The sequence below is a fragment of the Acinetobacter sp. YH12112 genome, from assembly GCF_013418945.1.
In the GTDB taxonomy this organism is placed as follows: domain Bacteria; phylum Pseudomonadota; class Gammaproteobacteria; order Pseudomonadales; family Moraxellaceae; genus Acinetobacter; species Acinetobacter indicus.
Map to the genome: position 1 here is coordinate 20,472 of NZ_VPBA01000016.1, position 15,400 is coordinate 35,871.

General features: G+C 46.6%; 14 protein-coding genes. 6 read left to right on the plus strand and 8 right to left on the minus strand.

Annotated elements, in window-relative coordinates:
* Positions 1-3 precede the first annotated feature (3 nt).
* Positions 4-2,016 (minus strand): penicillin-binding protein 2, encoded by a 2,013-nt coding sequence (gene mrdA / locus FTU50_RS07700; RefSeq protein WP_104470010.1) that lies wholly within the window; start codon positions 2,014-2,016, stop codon positions 4-6.
* A gap of 239 nt (positions 2,017-2,255) precedes the next feature.
* On the opposite strand from mrdA, the gene FTU50_RS07705 reads away from it, so the two are divergent.
* The 4 genes from FTU50_RS07705 (at position 2,256) to FTU50_RS07720 (ending at position 5,190) form a co-directional block, all read left to right on the plus strand.
* Positions 2,256-2,774, plus strand: coding sequence for a hypothetical protein (locus FTU50_RS07705; protein ID WP_171432164.1), 519 nt, complete (start codon positions 2,256-2,258; stop codon positions 2,772-2,774).
* Positions 2,775-2,836: 62 nt separating this feature from the next.
* Positions 2,837-4,153 carry a hypothetical protein gene (locus FTU50_RS07710; protein WP_005179289.1) on the plus strand — a complete coding sequence of 439 codons (1,317 nt, stop codon included), beginning with the start codon at positions 2,837-2,839 and terminating at the stop codon, positions 4,151-4,153.
* Between the two features lie 82 nt (positions 4,154-4,235).
* Positions 4,236-4,895, plus strand: coding sequence for an adenylate kinase (gene adk / locus FTU50_RS07715; protein WP_005179287.1), 660 nt, complete (start codon positions 4,236-4,238; stop codon positions 4,893-4,895).
* 88 nt (positions 4,896-4,983) lie between these two features.
* A complete protein-coding gene (locus tag FTU50_RS07720; RefSeq protein WP_005179286.1) occupies positions 4,984-5,190 on the plus strand; it encodes a hypothetical protein in 207 nt (68 codons plus the stop codon).
* A 94-nt stretch (positions 5,191-5,284) separates the two neighbouring features.
* Here the strand turns inward: FTU50_RS07720 and nth are convergent, their stop codons facing one another.
* A complete protein-coding gene (gene nth, locus FTU50_RS07725; RefSeq protein WP_180046527.1) occupies positions 5,285-5,995 on the minus strand; it encodes an endonuclease III in 711 nt (236 codons plus the stop codon).
* A 3-nt stretch (positions 5,996-5,998) separates the two neighbouring features.
* Positions 5,999-6,796 carry an RnfABCDGE type electron transport complex subunit B gene (locus FTU50_RS07730; protein ID WP_168406697.1) on the minus strand — a complete coding sequence of 266 codons (798 nt, stop codon included), beginning with the start codon at positions 6,794-6,796 and terminating at the stop codon, positions 5,999-6,001.
* Between the two features lie 341 nt (positions 6,797-7,137).
* Between FTU50_RS07730 and gdhA the strand changes: the two genes are divergently transcribed.
* Positions 7,138-8,481 carry an NADP-specific glutamate dehydrogenase gene (gene gdhA / locus FTU50_RS07735; protein WP_016659259.1) on the plus strand — a complete coding sequence of 448 codons (1,344 nt, stop codon included), beginning with the start codon at positions 7,138-7,140 and terminating at the stop codon, positions 8,479-8,481.
* Between the two features lie 78 nt (positions 8,482-8,559).
* On the opposite strand, the gene FTU50_RS07740 is transcribed toward gdhA, so the two are convergent.
* The 3 genes from FTU50_RS07740 to rlmH all read right to left on the minus strand — a co-directional run bounded on the left by FTU50_RS07740 (position 8,560) and on the right by rlmH (position 10,848).
* Entirely contained in the window at positions 8,560-9,321 is a 762-nt protein-coding gene (locus FTU50_RS07740; protein WP_087662516.1) for an META and DUF4377 domain-containing protein, read from the minus strand.
* Positions 9,322-9,476: 155 nt separating this feature from the next.
* Positions 9,477-10,253, minus strand: coding sequence for a dioxygenase (locus tag FTU50_RS07745; protein ID WP_168395342.1), 777 nt, complete (start codon positions 10,251-10,253; stop codon positions 9,477-9,479).
* A gap of 112 nt (positions 10,254-10,365) precedes the next feature.
* On the minus strand, positions 10,366-10,848 hold the full coding sequence (gene rlmH, locus FTU50_RS07750) for a 23S rRNA (pseudouridine(1915)-N(3))-methyltransferase RlmH (RefSeq protein ID WP_005179274.1): 483 nt from the start codon (positions 10,846-10,848) through the stop codon (positions 10,366-10,368).
* Positions 10,849-11,000: 152 nt separating this feature from the next.
* Between rlmH and FTU50_RS07755 the strand changes: the two genes are divergently transcribed.
* Positions 11,001-11,963 (plus strand): M28 family peptidase, encoded by a 963-nt coding sequence (locus FTU50_RS07755; RefSeq protein WP_005179272.1) that lies wholly within the window; start codon positions 11,001-11,003, stop codon positions 11,961-11,963.
* A gap of 236 nt (positions 11,964-12,199) precedes the next feature.
* On the opposite strand, the gene lon is transcribed toward FTU50_RS07755, so the two are convergent.
* Both lon and FTU50_RS07765 read right to left on the minus strand, forming a co-directional pair.
* On the minus strand, positions 12,200-14,626 hold the full coding sequence (gene lon, locus FTU50_RS07760) for an endopeptidase La (protein ID WP_016659256.1): 2,427 nt from the start codon (positions 14,624-14,626) through the stop codon (positions 12,200-12,202).
* Between the two features lie 126 nt (positions 14,627-14,752).
* A complete protein-coding gene (locus FTU50_RS07765) occupies positions 14,753-15,361 on the minus strand; it encodes a 5-formyltetrahydrofolate cyclo-ligase (protein ID WP_168397566.1) in 609 nt (202 codons plus the stop codon).
* Positions 15,362-15,400: the final 39 nt, after the last annotated feature.

The window sequence follows — 15,400 nt, forward strand, 5'->3', positions numbered from 1 at the left end:
GGTTTAGTCACTCTCTATTGTGGCAGATGGGGCAGCGGCCGGTGTTGCTGGCGCAGATGCAGCAGTATCCTGAGCCGGAGTGGTGGTGCTACGAGCACCTTCGGCACTTGGCAGTTCACTTGGCTTTAAACCGGCGGTCATCAGGCCACCACTAATTTGGGCCGCAGATGGACGAATCGGATTCTTGTCTTTGTTGAGTAGCCAGTAATCCAGAATTGGACGGGCCAGGGCCGTGGCAGCACTCCCACCACGGCCATTTTCCAGAATCACCGCAATGGCAATTTCAGGTTTTTCTGCCGGAGCGAAGCCGACAAATAAACCGTGGTCAAGCTGACGGTCGGTGAGCAGCGCTTCATTATAGCGTTTGCCCTGCGCAATACTTTTGACCTGCGCGGTCCCGGTTTTTCCGGCAATTGAATATTGCAGGCCGCCTTTAATGCCTTTACCGGTGCCTGATTGAATGACATCCACCATGGCATCGCGCATTTTAATCCAGTCTTCGTCGGTCCCGTTAAATTCAATGCGGCCATTGGTACCATTATGCACCTTAAATGGACGCGCACCGCGGCTTTCACGCAGCACGTGTGGCGTGACTTTAAAGCCCTGGTTGGCGGTAATGGCCGTGGCCATGGCCAGTTGTAATGGTGTCGCGGTAAAAGCACCCTGACCAATACTGACCGAAATGGTTTCGCCGCGCATCCATTTGGCATTGCGGGTACGCATCTTCCATTCCGGACTCGGGTATAAACCAGTGCTTTCACTTGGTAAATCGACGCCGGTGCGCTCACTAAAACCAAACTGGCGCATCCAGTCATTCATCTTTTCAATGCCCATCCGGTAGGACAATACATAGAAATAGGTATCACAGGACACCACCTGAGCAGTGTGCATATTGACAATGCCATGCCCCGATTTTTTATGGTCACGGAAACGGTGGCTATCGCCCGGTAAAGTGAAATAGCCATAATCCTGAATCGCGGTACTCCAGTCGACCAGACCATAATGAATCCCGCCTAAACCAAACATTGGCTTAATGGTCGAGCCGGGCGGATAGACTCCTTGTACGGCACGGTTATATAGCGGCTGGTCAATATTGTCGCGCAGGGCGGCATAGTTGGTATGGCTGATGCCGGTGACAAAGAGGTTCGGGTTAAAGCTGGGGCTTGACACCAGCGCCAGAATTTCCCCGGTACGTGGATCAAGCGCGACAATCGCACCACGACGGCCGGCCAGCTGTTCAGAGGCCACCACTTGTAAGCCATAATCTAAGGACAAGTAGAGATCATTACCGCGAACTGGGTCTTTACGGCCCAAGTGGCGCAGCACATTACCGTGTGCATCGGCCTCGACCGATTCATTGCCCGGTACGCCGTGCAGTAAATGCTCATATGATTTTTCTACGCCAATTTTACCAATCAGGTTGGTGCCGGCGTAGGCATCTTTATCAATCTCTTTCAGCTCTTTGTCATTGATCCGGCCCACATAACCAATCACATGCGCAAACAGCTCACCATGTGGATAGTAACGGGTCATCTGGGTTTCAATATTCACCCCGGGAAACTGGAATTTCACTTCACTGAAACGGGCAATATCGGTTTCATTCAGATTCAGTTTAATGGAGACCCGTTCGGTTTTACGTGCGGTTTTAATCCGGCTCTGGAAGCGTTCAATATCTTCTTCAGTCAGTTCCAGAATCGGGGTCAGCCGTTCGATGGTGGCATCAATATCTTCGACATCGGCCCGGCTTAAGGTCGCGGTAAAGACCGGATAGTTATCGGCCAGCAACACCCCATTACGGTCATAGATATAACCGCGCGCAGGCGCTAAGGGTTGCAGGCGAATCCGGTTTTTGTCAGATGCGGTGGCAAACTCATCAAAGCTACTGATTTGCAGATAGGCATAACGCACCACCAGCAGCAGTAAAAAGAAACTGACCAGCCCGATAGAGATGAATACCCGATTGCGAAAAATGCGCTTTTCTTGCTGAACATTTTTTAAAGGAAAGTGCTGTTTCATATGCAATCGGCTTAAACAGATCAAGGAGATGAGAATAGGGCTGTTATTCTAGCCGATAACACAGCGCTTTGCGTATGCCTGCATGACCGATTCGACACAAATAATGTGATTTAGGTTTTTGACTTTTGCGACAATAAAAAGATCGGCTGCTGTATATAAGAATCTGGGTAAATCTGCTACAGTCAAAAAAATAAAACAGGATTGTTTTACAATTAGAATTAAGGAACTTGGTGAAAATAATGAAAAAAGTATATTCCTTAGTGGCATGTATTGCGCTGTGCAATGTGGCCTATGCCGAAGAATCTTCTTTTTTCCCACAGGCAAAATTGACCGGGGAAGATACAAAAACCTGGAATATCGGGGCAGGAATTACACAAAAATTACTTCATTTAAATGCAGAATGGGTCAATCCCTACGGCATTGCCTATGCCAAAGCCGGGGCATTTTTAAATGGGGATCATGAACCGGGTGGACAAATTGGCTTTCGCTTGCCATATCATTTCACCGGTAAAGATAAAAATGGTTATTATATCGGAGCTTATGCGGGTCATCTTGAATCCAAAGTGGTCGACCAGAAAGAGAAAGCACGTCTGGGCGCTGGTGTAGATCTTGCTTATGTCTTGCTGAACCGTGAACGGATCAGTACCTTTAGTGTGGGGATTGGTGCAGGTGAAAAACTGGAAGATCGGGCCGGTCGGGTGATTGCAGAAACCGAGCCAAAACTACAATTTTCCTATACTTTAAGTGTGGGTTTATAGCCAGAATAGAGAGTTAAATGCTTTTAGAATCCGGTAATTAGAAATAAATATGGAAAATATGCATGCTTGAGTACATCAATCAGTTGTGGCAAACCTTTTTGAATCGCCCGGATTTTTGGGCTGTGCTCAGCATTATCCCTGTCACCGCTTTTGTGACCTGGGCCCACGTGTGGATGGCACTGAAAATGGTGTTCTATCCCATTAATTTCTGGGGCTTTCATTTGGGGCCATTGCCGGTGGGCTGGCAGGGGATTGTGCCGAGAAAAGCCGGGCGTATTTCAGGCATTATTACCGACAATACCTTGTCTAAACTGGGCTCATTGCGCGAATTTCTGGATGCCATGGACCCGGAAGATATGGCACGGATTATTGGCGAGCAGGTCGGTTTTGAGCTGGAGCATTTAATTGATGAGGTGATGATCGACCGCAATGCTGTGCTGTGGGAAAACCTGCCCTATTCAATTAAGCGCCGCATTTATGCCCAGGCACATAAACAGCTGCCTGCGGTGCTGCGTGAACTGGTCACTGAACTGACTTTGAATGTCGAGTCACTGGTCGATATGCGCGAAATGGTGGTACGCCAGATGGAAGGTGACCGCCGTTTAATGGTGCGCATGTTCCTGAAAGTGGGCCAGAAAGAAATTAACTTTATCTGGCATATCAGTGCGTTAATCGGGATGTTCTTTGGTATATTCCAGATGATTGTCTGGTTTATTGTGCCATGGCACTGGACGGTACCATTCTGGGCCGCCATCTGGGGCTTTTTAACCAACTGGATTGCGATCTGGATGGTATTCAACCCGATTGAACCACATTATGTGAAGTATCCACAATTTTTTACGCGAACACAGAGTCGCAAATTTCCGTGGATTAAACCTGTTATTCCGCGCATTGGCACCTATAATGTTCAGGGTGCCTTTATGAAGCGCCAGGAAGAGGTGTCTGATGTATTTGCCAGTGTGGTCACCGAAGATTTAATTACTTTAAAATCCATTATGACCGAAATGATGTATGGCAGTAAAAAAGACAAGACCCGTCGGATTGTCAAACGCCATATTAATGAAATTATGGAAACCCCACTGGTCAGAACCTCTTTACAATTGTCTTTAGGGCCAAAAGAATACGCAAAACTCAAGACAGACTTGATCGATCGCTCAATTGAAATTACGATGGTGCCTGTATGCGACCCAGCCTTTAATGCGAGCCGTGCACAGAAAATCTATCAAATGTTTAGAGAACGTATTCTTGAACTTACACCAAGAGAGTTTCAAAATTTATTGCGTCCTGCCTTTCAGGAAGATGAATGGATCTTGATTGTATTGGGAGGGGTAACCGGTTTTATTGCTGGTTTAATACATTTGTTTGTCGCTTTCTTATAATTGGATGCTGGACAGCATGTCGAACCTGAGTTCGTCATGAACAAAGTGTCATGTACATTGTTAAAAATGAGGATGTTTTTTTATGCGCATTATCTTACTCGGACCACCTGGAGCAGGTAAAGGTACACAAGCTCAGTTGATCTGTAAGCGCTACAATATCCCACAAATTTCAACCGGTGATATGCTCCGTGCTGCGATTCGTGAAGGTACTGAATTAGGTCTACAGGCTAAAAACGTAATGGAAAGCGGTGGTCTGGTTTCAGATGAATTGATCATCGGTTTAGTGAAAGAGCGTATTGCTCAACCTGATTGTGCCAATGGCTGCATTTTTGATGGTTTCCCGCGTACCATTCCACAAGCGGAAGCGCTGGAAAAAGAAGGCATCAACATTGATCACGTGATTGAAATTGATGTACCGGACGAAGAAATCGTACAGCGTCTGTCTGGTCGCCGTCAGCACCCGGCTTCTGGTCGTGTTTATCACATCGTTTACAATCCGCCAAAAGTGGAAGGTAAAGATGATGAAACGGGTGAAGATCTGGTACAACGTCCAGATGACCAGGAAGAAACCATTCGTAAGCGTTTAGCGTCTTACCACACTGAAACTGAGCAACTGGTTGGTTTCTACCAAGGCCGCGCAGCGACAGGTGAAAATGCACCGACGTATGACAAACTTAACGGTCTACGTCCAATTGAAGATGTACAAGCGGATCTGTTCGCAATTTTAGATCAGGCAAAATAATCACCCGCTGATTGTTTTGACTTTAAGGGAGTCCTCGGTCATAGTAGGGCTCCTTTTTTATTTGCGTGCGTATAAGGAAACTGCCTCGGTGAAAATTGGTATGTTAATTTTAATGGTGCTGTTCCTGGCCATGTTGGTGGGTCTGTTTTATATCAGCTATAAAATGCTGCTAAAAGTGCGTCAGGAAGAACGTGCTGCAAATGCCAACCAGCCACAGCAGCGTCAATTGCATCCTAAATTGCAGGCGCAATTAGAGCAGCAGAAAAAAGCGCAAGATAAAGACGCACAAGACTAAGCGGCTTTTAGTCGCCCGGCTTAGGTCAGCATTATTGAATGATCTACCTCGAATATGCAGCGCAGGTCATCTTCAAGTATAAAAAAAGCTGAATTCAGGATTCAGCTTCAATATTTTTGACTGCAATCTGGCGCGCAGCTCCAAACTCAAACCGGTCTGGCCAGTTACAGACATCGGCCACTACACATTCATAGCATTTAGGCTTGCGGGCAATACAGCAATAGCGGCCATGCAGAATTAGCCAGTGATGTGCATCAACGATAAATTCTTTGGGAATCACTTTCACCAGACGGTGCTCCACTTCCAGCACATTTTTACCCACGGCTAAACCGGTCCGGTTGCCGACACGGAAAATATGCGTGTCGACTGCCATGGTCGGTTGACCAAACGCTGTGTTCAGCACCACATTGGCTGTTTTACGCCCCACACCTGGCAAAGCTTCCAGATCGGCCCGATTTTCCGGTACCTGGCTGTTGTGCTTTTCAATCAGGATTTTACAGGCCTTAATCACATTTTCCGCTTTGGAGTTATACAGGCCAATGGTCTTGATATAGTCCTTTAGCCCCTCAACCCCCAGTGCATAAATCGCTTCCGGAGTATTCGCTACTGGAAATAATTTGTCTGTGGCTTTGTTCACGCTAACATCGGTGGCCTGCGCCGATAAGGTCACTGCCACCAGCAATTCAAACGGTGAGGAGAAATTCAGTTCGGTGGTTGGATGCGGCCGCTGTTCACGCAAGCGCTCAAAAAAGGTATAGACTTGCTTTCGGGTCAAGTTTTTTACCGGTTTGACTGCGCTGCTCATGAATTAGGCCTCTCCCTGTAAGTGCTGTAATTGTTGCTGAAGCTGCACCAGTTGCGCGCGCTTGTTGGCATCTTCACGCACACTCAGCTGTTTTTCTAATTTTTTGATCTGGGTTCTGAGCTTGGCCAGCTCAATGGTGGTTTTGGCATCGTGGGTGACAGCCGGATGATCGGCTTTTTCAACCATCTGGATTTCCGGTACGACATCGGTCTGCTGCGAGAACTGGGCAAACAGCGCGGTATCAATTTCAGCACGCACTACCGGCCCTTTGCGGTGCAGGCGGCGCAGTTCTTCACGCTGAATGTGCGCATAATAACGCTGGCGTAAATCATTCTGCTCGCTCATCCGCTCCGCGTCTGTGGGTACGGGTTTGACATCTTCGACCAGATCAATACAGTCCACCGGGCAGGGTGGAATACACAGTTCACAGCCGGTACACAGGTCGGTCAGAATGCTGTGCATCAGTTTGCCGGAACCTAAAATGGCATCGACCGGGCAGGCATTAATACATTTGGTACAGCCAATACATTCATCTTCACGAATCACCGCTTTCATACGCTGCGGACGGCCATCGGACTGAATGGGCCAGACACTGGCTTCGGCGGTTAAGCGTTCTCTGCCCAGCAGTTTGGCCAGCGCATCGGCAACCGGTTGACCGCCCGGTACACATTTATTGGCGGCTTCACCTTCGGCAATCGACTTTGCATAGGGTAAACATCCATCCCGATGTCCACATAAACCGCATTGGGTTTGAGGAAGCAGGGCATCAATATTCTGGATGAGAGCAATTTGCGAATTCATGTAAAAACCACGGCTGCGAAGGGCGCAGAGAAAGCGAACAATAAACCTGAGCCGCAGATTCTAGCATGTTTTCAAGCATTAAGCTTGTGTACAAAGTTGGACCATAATCTGCTTTATTTTTGGGCAAAATGGTCAATTTTAAATACATATTTGCTTACAAAAAATGGAATAATTTTTCAATTTTGATCAATCTAATTTATTGAAAATATGGATTAAATAAAGTTTTTTGAAAAAAACTATTGTAGATTGTTAACAAAAGATATTTAATATTTTGCGCCAAAATAAATCATTGATTGAAATTTTGCCCAATTTTGATCCAACATTCTGCTGAGGATTAAGCGTTGAAATATAACAGCCTTAACGATTTCCTAGATTACGTTAAAACACGTGATGCCTATCAACCAGAATTTCTACAAGCAGTAGAAGAGGTGATGACCAGCCTGTGGCCATTCATTGAAAAGAATCCTCAATACGCTGCACATGGTCTGTTAGAGCGTTTAGTCGAGCCAGAACGTGCGATCCAGTTCCGCGTTTCCTGGGTAGATGATCAGGGTCAAACTCATGTGAACCGTGCGTTCCGTGTTCAATACAACTCGGCAATTGGTCCATACAAAGGTGGTATGCGTTTTCACCCGTCAGTGAACTTGTCTATCCTGAAATTCTTAGGTTTTGAACAGACTTTCAAAAATGCCTTAACTACTTTGCCAATGGGCGGCGGTAAAGGCGGTTCAGACTTTGACCCTAAAGGTAAATCTGAAGGCGAAATCATGCGTTTCTGCCAGGCGTTAATGATCGAGCTTTATCGTCATTTAGGTTCAGACACAGATATCCCGGCGGGTGATATTGGTGTAGGTGGCCGTGAAGTTGGCTATATGGCCGGTATGATGAAAAAGCTGAGCAATGACACTTCATGTGTGTTCACGGGCAAAGGCTTAACATTTGGTGGTTCTTTGGCACGTCCAGAAGCAACAGGTTACGGTACAGTTTATTTCGCTGAGGAAATGCTGAAAACTCGTGGCGACAGCTTCAAAGACAAAGTCGTAGCAATCTCTGGTTCAGGTAACGTCGCGCAATACGCTGCTGAAAAAGCCATGTTCCTGGGCGCGAAAGTGGTTTCACTGTCTGACTCTAACGGTACTGTGTATGTAAAAGATGGTTTCACAGACGAATTGCTGAAAGAAGTGATGGATCTGAAAAACATCAAACGTGGCCGTATCTCTGAATTTGCGTCTAAACACGGTTTTGAATACTTGGAAGGCAAACGTCCTTGGGGTATCAAGTGTGACATCGCGCTGCCATGTGCAACTCAAAACGAGTTAAACGGTGAAGATGCTGAGGTATTACTGGCTAACGGTGCAATCTGTGTGGCTGAAGGTGCCAACATGCCGTCTACTTTAGACGCAGTTGAGAAATTCGTTGAGGCGAAAATTCTGTATGCACCAGGTAAAGCATCAAATGCTGGTGGTGTAGCGACTTCTGGTCTGGAAATGTCTCAAAACGCATTACGTTTGGGCTGGACGTTTGAAGAAGTAGATGAGCGTTTACACGCAATCATGAAAGAAATTCACCGCAACTGCGTGAAATACGGTACTCAGGAAGATGGTACTGTTAACTACGTAGACGGCGCGAACATTGCAGGCTTCGTAAAAGTTGCTGATGCAATGCTGGCTCAAGGCGTATACTAAGTTTTAACTGCGTATAAGCTGAAAAAACCGAGGCACTGACCTCGGTTTTTTTATGGGTTATTTTTTAAAGATCTGCTGTTAATTGATCCGGCCAGTTTCAACCGTCATATCGTGTACATAGGCATATTTGGATTGATCAGCCGCCGGGTTTTTCAGTTCATAACGCTTGACCCGAATAATCTGGCGTTCATTCGGATTGTGCTGAAAGCCTTCAATTTGGTCATAGAATAAAGTCCAGTCCTGATCAACTTGGGTTTTCAGACCCTGTTCATTGTATTTGACTTCGCGTACCTGCAAGCAGGTTTGTGGAGCAACGCCGGTACAGGCTTTGGTTTCCGGGGAAATTTCCAGGAAGATGGTTTCACCGGCCGACTGGTATTTGGTTTCCGGCGTCATTTTTCCCTGAAAAGTATGTTGCTGGCCATCTGCAGCGGTCAAGATCAAGCTCGGTTGCTGTGTATCTTTCATGTCCAGCTGCACGCTGACAGGTTTTTGGAACAGGGCAGCAGCAAAACGTTCCTGCTGCATGGCGCTGGCTTCACAGGCCATTTCGGTACTGATTAACATACCGACCTGCAACTGGTTGTTGTTAATCTGCCAGTTACCGCCCATCTGGTTACAGCTGGTGCCAATACTTAAACGGCCATTGTCATTAAAATTCAGGGTCAAGGGTTTGGCTGTGCCGGTATCTAAAGACCATTGGTAAGCGCTGACAATCTTATCGGCATTTTGTTGTTGTAATACAGACACTGCAATATCTCCCGCACGTTGCAGATCACTACTCTGGCAAGCGGCCAAGCTTAAAGGGAAAAGTAAAATAGCTAAATATTTGAGTTTCATTTTATAAATAAAGCACTTATCGGAAATTTATCAGAATATAACCGATTTGCTATTTAAAAAAATGGATACATTTGCCCCTTTCCGGTTGCAAAATGTATCCATAAATAATTTTTTGTTAATAAATAATAAAAAGTTATGTTTGGTCGCGCTAGATTTTAGTCAAAACGGTAAATATCCATACCCAGTGCACCCATGGTAAAACTGCTATGCACAATACTAAAACGATGACCGGTGCCCATGCTAAAAAACAGGGGTGCCAGATGTTCGATAGTGGGATGGTTGCGATTGACATACGGAATGGTCGGCCAGTCCAGTACCGCATCATAGTCCTGATGTGCCAGTTTGCTGACCACATAATTACGGAAGGTCGAAGCCCATTCCGGCACCGCGCTGTGCTGGTTGTCCCAAGATAGCTCTCTTAAATTGTGGGTAATACTACCTGAACCAATCAGCAGAATTTGGCGTTCACGTAACACCGCCAAGGTCTGGCCAATCTTGTACAGATCTGCAGCTTGCAGATGCATCGGCAACGACACTTCAATTACCGGAATATCGGCTTCAGGATACATATGCAGCAAAGGCATCCATACCCCATGATCGCGCGGGCGGGTGCTGTTGGCATGCGCATTAAAACCGGCATTGGCCAGCAGCTGTAATACCTCTTCGGCCAGCTCAGGTTGTCCTGGCGCCGGATAGCGAATCTGGTACAGCTCTTCCGGGAAGCCGCGGAAATCATGCCAGGTTTCTGGACGAATACCGGTGTTGACTTCAAGACTGCGACTTTCCCAATGCGCAGACATCACCACAATCGCCTGCGGTTTCGGCAGATTGGTGCTTAAACGGGCAAGTGCCGGCCCGACCTGTTCGGGATTGAGCGCGAGCATAGGCGAACCATGCGATATAAATAAGCCGGGAAGGGTCTGTAAATTCATAATGAAAGCCTATGTCACGATTCTGGTCCTATCATGTCAAAGCGACATGCTTTATTAAACCGGGTCGGGTTCAACAGAATGTTCTAAATACGAAACAATGGGTAGGGTTTTCTTAACCCGCCCGATGATAAGGATGATTATGGTTAATGCTCATGGCCCGGTACAGCTGTTCAATCAGCATCACTCGCACCAGTGGATGTGGCAGGGTCAGTTTAGATAAAGACCAGTGCCATGCTGCAGCTTTACGCACTGCTTCCGAATGACCATCCGGGCCGCCAATGGCCAGGGCAATATCATTGCCTTCCAGCATCCAGCCTTTCATGGTTTCAGCCAGTTTTTCGGTGCTGAATTCACGCCCACCCACTTCCAGTGCAATCAGGGTTTCATTGGCTTTCAGAGCATTTAAGATGCTATCACCTTCAATCTGCCGGTATTTTAAAATATCGGCTTCTGAATCATTTTTGCCACGTTTGGCCATCGGCAATTCAATAATCTGGGTCTGTACAAAAGGCTGTATACGTTTGAAATAATCTTCAAAACCAGTCAGTACCCAAGCCGGCATTTTTTGACCAATGGTCAGAATACGGATTTTCATAATAAAACAGGCAAGAAAATGAAAAGTAATTATAACCTTGAAAGCCGTTTGTGCAGGAGAAAAGACACAATTTGAAATTGTAATCTGTATGCTGCTGTTGCTTTAATGAGCCACAGGACAATAAAACCTGCTTTTGTATGGAACAATAATAAATGTGGTTATTTCAACAGATTAAAAACGGTTTAGGGATATTGGGTTGTACTTTGCTGCTGGGCTGGATGCAGCCGCTATCCGCCGCCATTTCATTATATGAACCGGCCGATCCACAAAACTTGAAAGTCTATTTGCAGCAGATTATCGGGCCGCCGGGCGTGTACCGTAATCATAAAAATATTGAAGAATTGAACCGGGTTTCGGCCTGGATTAAAGAGCAGATGCGTTTATTCGGTATTCCATGCCAGTACCAGACTTATCCGGTGAATGGAAAAAGTTATCGCAATGTGGTCTGTCATTTAAAGGTGGGCCGTTCAGATCGGGTGATTTTAGGTGCGCATTATGATGTGCATGGCAACCAGAAGGGCGCTGATGACAATGCTTCCGGTGTGGCCGGATTAATTGAAATAGCGCGTATTTTAAGCCAGGAAAAAACCAAGCTGCCGCATAATGTCGAGTTTGTTTTTTATACCCTGCAAGAAGCACCGTATTATCAGACCGAGTTTATGGGCAGTCAGGTACATGCCAAATCTATTCTGGCCGAAAAAGAGCATATTCAGGCAGTCTATGTGCTGGAAATGATTGGCTACTATGATTCGCGTTTAATCCAGCAGTATCCGATGGGGTTAAAATGGATTTATCCAAGTCATGGCAATTATATTGCCGCGATCAGTAATTTTCAGTCCAATGCGCTGGGTGAGCAATACTGTCAGCAGATGCGCCTGTTAGATAAATTGCAGTGTGAACGGCTGGTGATGCCGGCGTTTGTCAGTGCAGCCGGGTTTTCGGATCATCGCAGTTATTGGCAGCATGATATTCCAGCACTGCTGATTACCGATACTTCACATTATCGTAATCCGAATTATCATACCGAAAAGGATACGCTGGATACTTTAAATGTCACCAAAATGGGCCAGGTGATTGATGGGCTGATTCATCAACTGCTCGGGGCAACGCCATAAGCGGCCATAAAAAACGCAGCCCTGAAATAGAGTAGGACTGCGGTCAAACAGGCCATTCATCTGGAGTTTGAATGGCCATACGATGAGCAGGAATAAAGAAAGAAACTTACAGCAATATGCTCTGTATTATTATAGATGGAGATGAACGGAAATTTTTCAAGTGGAACATTTCATCACCCGAAAACAACAAAAGAGAGCCGAAGCTCTCTTTTGTGGAGAAGATATGAAGGCACCACTTAGTGACGTGCAGCCTTACCTTCTTCTACCGGTTTTACAATCGGCGCTTTCACCAGTGGTTTTGGCATTGAGGTTAATGCCAGCGGTAAAATCTCATCAATGGATTTCACTGCTTTAATTTCCAGACCGTCTTTGACGTTATCCGGAATTTCCGCCAGGTCACGGACGTTTTCCTGTGGAATAAACACCAGTTTAATACCACCACGGTGTGCGGCTAACAGTTTCTCTTTCAAGCCACCAATGCGCATAGCACGACCACGCAAGCTGGTTTCACCGGTCATGGCAATATCCGGACGGATTGGAATACCGGTAAAGGCCGACACCAGCGCGGTAGTCAGCGCCAGACCTGCCGATGGACCATCTTTTGGTGTTGCACCTTCAGGTAAATGCACGTGTACATCGGTTTCAGCAAAGACTGAAGACTCAATGCCTAAAGAGTCGGCACGGGTACGCACTACTGTCATGGCTGCTTTAATCGACTCCTGCATGACATCACCGAGTGAACCGGTGGTAATGAAAGTACCTTTGCCTTTCATGGTCGCCACTTCAATGGTCAGTAATTCACCGCCCACAGAGGTCCAGGCCAAGCCATTCACGCGACCCACTTCTGCTTCTTCTTCCGCCATGCCGAAGTCGAATTTGTGTGGACCCAAGTAGTCTGGCAAGTTGCCCGCGTTGACCTCAACCTGCAGGTTTTTGGCTTTTTTGCTGACCGCTTCTTTGACCACTTTACGTGCAATTTTAGAGACTTCACGTTCCAGGCTACGCACACCGGCTTCACGGGTATAACGACGTACAATGTCACGAATCGCTTCTTCATGTACGGTCAGTTCTTTGCCACGTAAACCGTTATTCTTGATGGCTTTTGGCACCAGGTAACGATCGGCGATATTCACTTTTTCTTCTTCGGTATAACCCGGAAGACGAATCACTTCCATACGATCCAGAAGTGCTTCAGGAATATTCATGCTGTTGGCGGTACAGATAAACATCACTTCAGACAGGTCCAGGTCCAGATCTAAATAGTGATCATTGAACTTGTTGTTTTGTGATGGATCGAGTACTTCCAGCATCGCCGAGGCAGGATCGCCACGGTAGTCTTGCGCCATCTTGTCAATTTCGTCGAGCAGGAACAGCGGGTTCTTGACGCCAACTTTGGTTAAAGACTGCACAATTTTACCCGGCATTGCACCAATATAGGTACGACGGTGACCACGGATTTCCGCTTCATCACGGACCCCGCCTAGCGCCATGCGCACAAATTCACGGCCAGTGGCTTTGGCAATTGATTCACCTAAAGAGGTTTTACCAACACCCGGAGGACCCACCAGACACAGAATCGGGCCACGCAGTTTTTTCACGCGTGATTGAACTGCCAGATATTCCACAATGCGCTCTTTGACTTCGTCCAGACCATAGTGATCGGCATCCAGAATTTCCTGCGCTTTATTCAGGTTGATGCTGACTTTGCTGGCCTTGTTCCACGGCGTATCCAGAATTACTTCAAGATAGTTACGGACCACCGCCGCTTCACTCGACGCCGGTTGCATGGCTTTTAACTTGCGCAGTTCAGATTCGGCTTTTTTACGCACGTGTTCTGGTAAATCAGCTTCGGCCAAACGTTTTTCAATTTCCGCAACGTCATCTTCCGCACCGCCATTCATATCGGAAAGTTCGCGCTGAATGACTTTCATTTTTTCATTCAGGAAGTATTCGCGCTGGTTTTTTTCCATCTGGCGTTTGACAGAATCATGCAGGGTTTGCTCAATCTGCTGTTCTTCAGACTGTTGCAGCAAATAGGTCATGAGTTCCTGTAAATGTGCTTCAAACTCGTCGTGTTCCAGGAATTTCTGTTTCACTTCGATATTCAGTGGAACGCGGGTCGCCACAAAAAACAGCAATTGCAGCAGGTCATCAATTTTGTTGACCGCAGCAATCAGTTCACGCGCATTACGTAATTTTGCTTCGGCATATTGTGCAAACAGGGCACGCAATTCGAGCACACGTGTGGCCTGAACCTCACTGTCTACCGCAACCGTCATTGGGCTTAACTGATGTTCTGCTTTTAGATGGTCCTCTTCTTCGATAATTTCGACCAGCTTCGAGCGATGTAGACCTTCAATCAGGACTTTGATGCAGTTCTCATCATTTTCGTGATTCACAACTTGCACAATCTTCGCGACAGTACCGTATTGATATAAATTGTCGTGATCAATTTCTTCTGTAAGCGAATCTTTTTGCGCAACTACAAATACTAGATTGTCACTGTTACGAGCCACATCAACTGCATTGATCGATTTTTCACGACCTACAAATAGCGCAATTTGCATGTGCGGATAAACCACCACGTCACGTAGCGCTAAAAGCGGTAATACACTTGGAACCTGAGGCTCTAAGGTTTGTTCATTCATAATAATTTCAGACATGGGCACTCCTAATGAGTGACAACGGTGTTGCCATGTTTTTTATAGTGATGGGTAATTTAAAAATTACAAGGGCCGAAGTCTATAAATTGTTGGAAATTTAGCTAAGTTGATGATTTTAATTTATTGTTAATGATTATAAATCGCAAACTTGCGCTGAAAAGAATACTGGAAATGTGGACTGATCAGGGCATCTAGCGGCTGATCCCAGGCCTCACGCGCCAAAGGAATATCCACAATCTGGAAATCATGACACAGGCCGACCCGCAGCGGTGTGGTCGGGGCGCTGGCCAGCGTTTTATCATAATAGCCGCCGCCCATTCCAATCCGGGTTCCGCGTCGGTCACAGGCCAGTAAAGGCATCAAGAGCAGATCAAGTTCGGAGACATGCCGGCCACGACTGGCCATCGGTTCCTGCATACCCAAACGATGGTGAGCAAAGCGTTTATGGCGATATTGACCCTGCTGAATACGCACCCAGACCAGCCGGTCATTCATATTACAGATCATTGGTAAATACACCTGTTTACCTTGGGCAAAACAGAGTTCAATGATTTTAGTGGTATGAATTTCACCAAAGGCGTGCAAATACACGCCAATTTTCTGAGCCTGCCGATACGCTGGCCATGCACGTAACCGCTGCAATACCTGCTGTTCAGCCTGACGCTGCTGAAAGCGGTTTAACTGGCGGCGTTGTTTGCGCAGCTGTTTACGGAGCTGGATCAGGTCGTGGGTCACAGAGCGGAGCATAAAAACAAGTGGTGCCCGCAGTTTAAT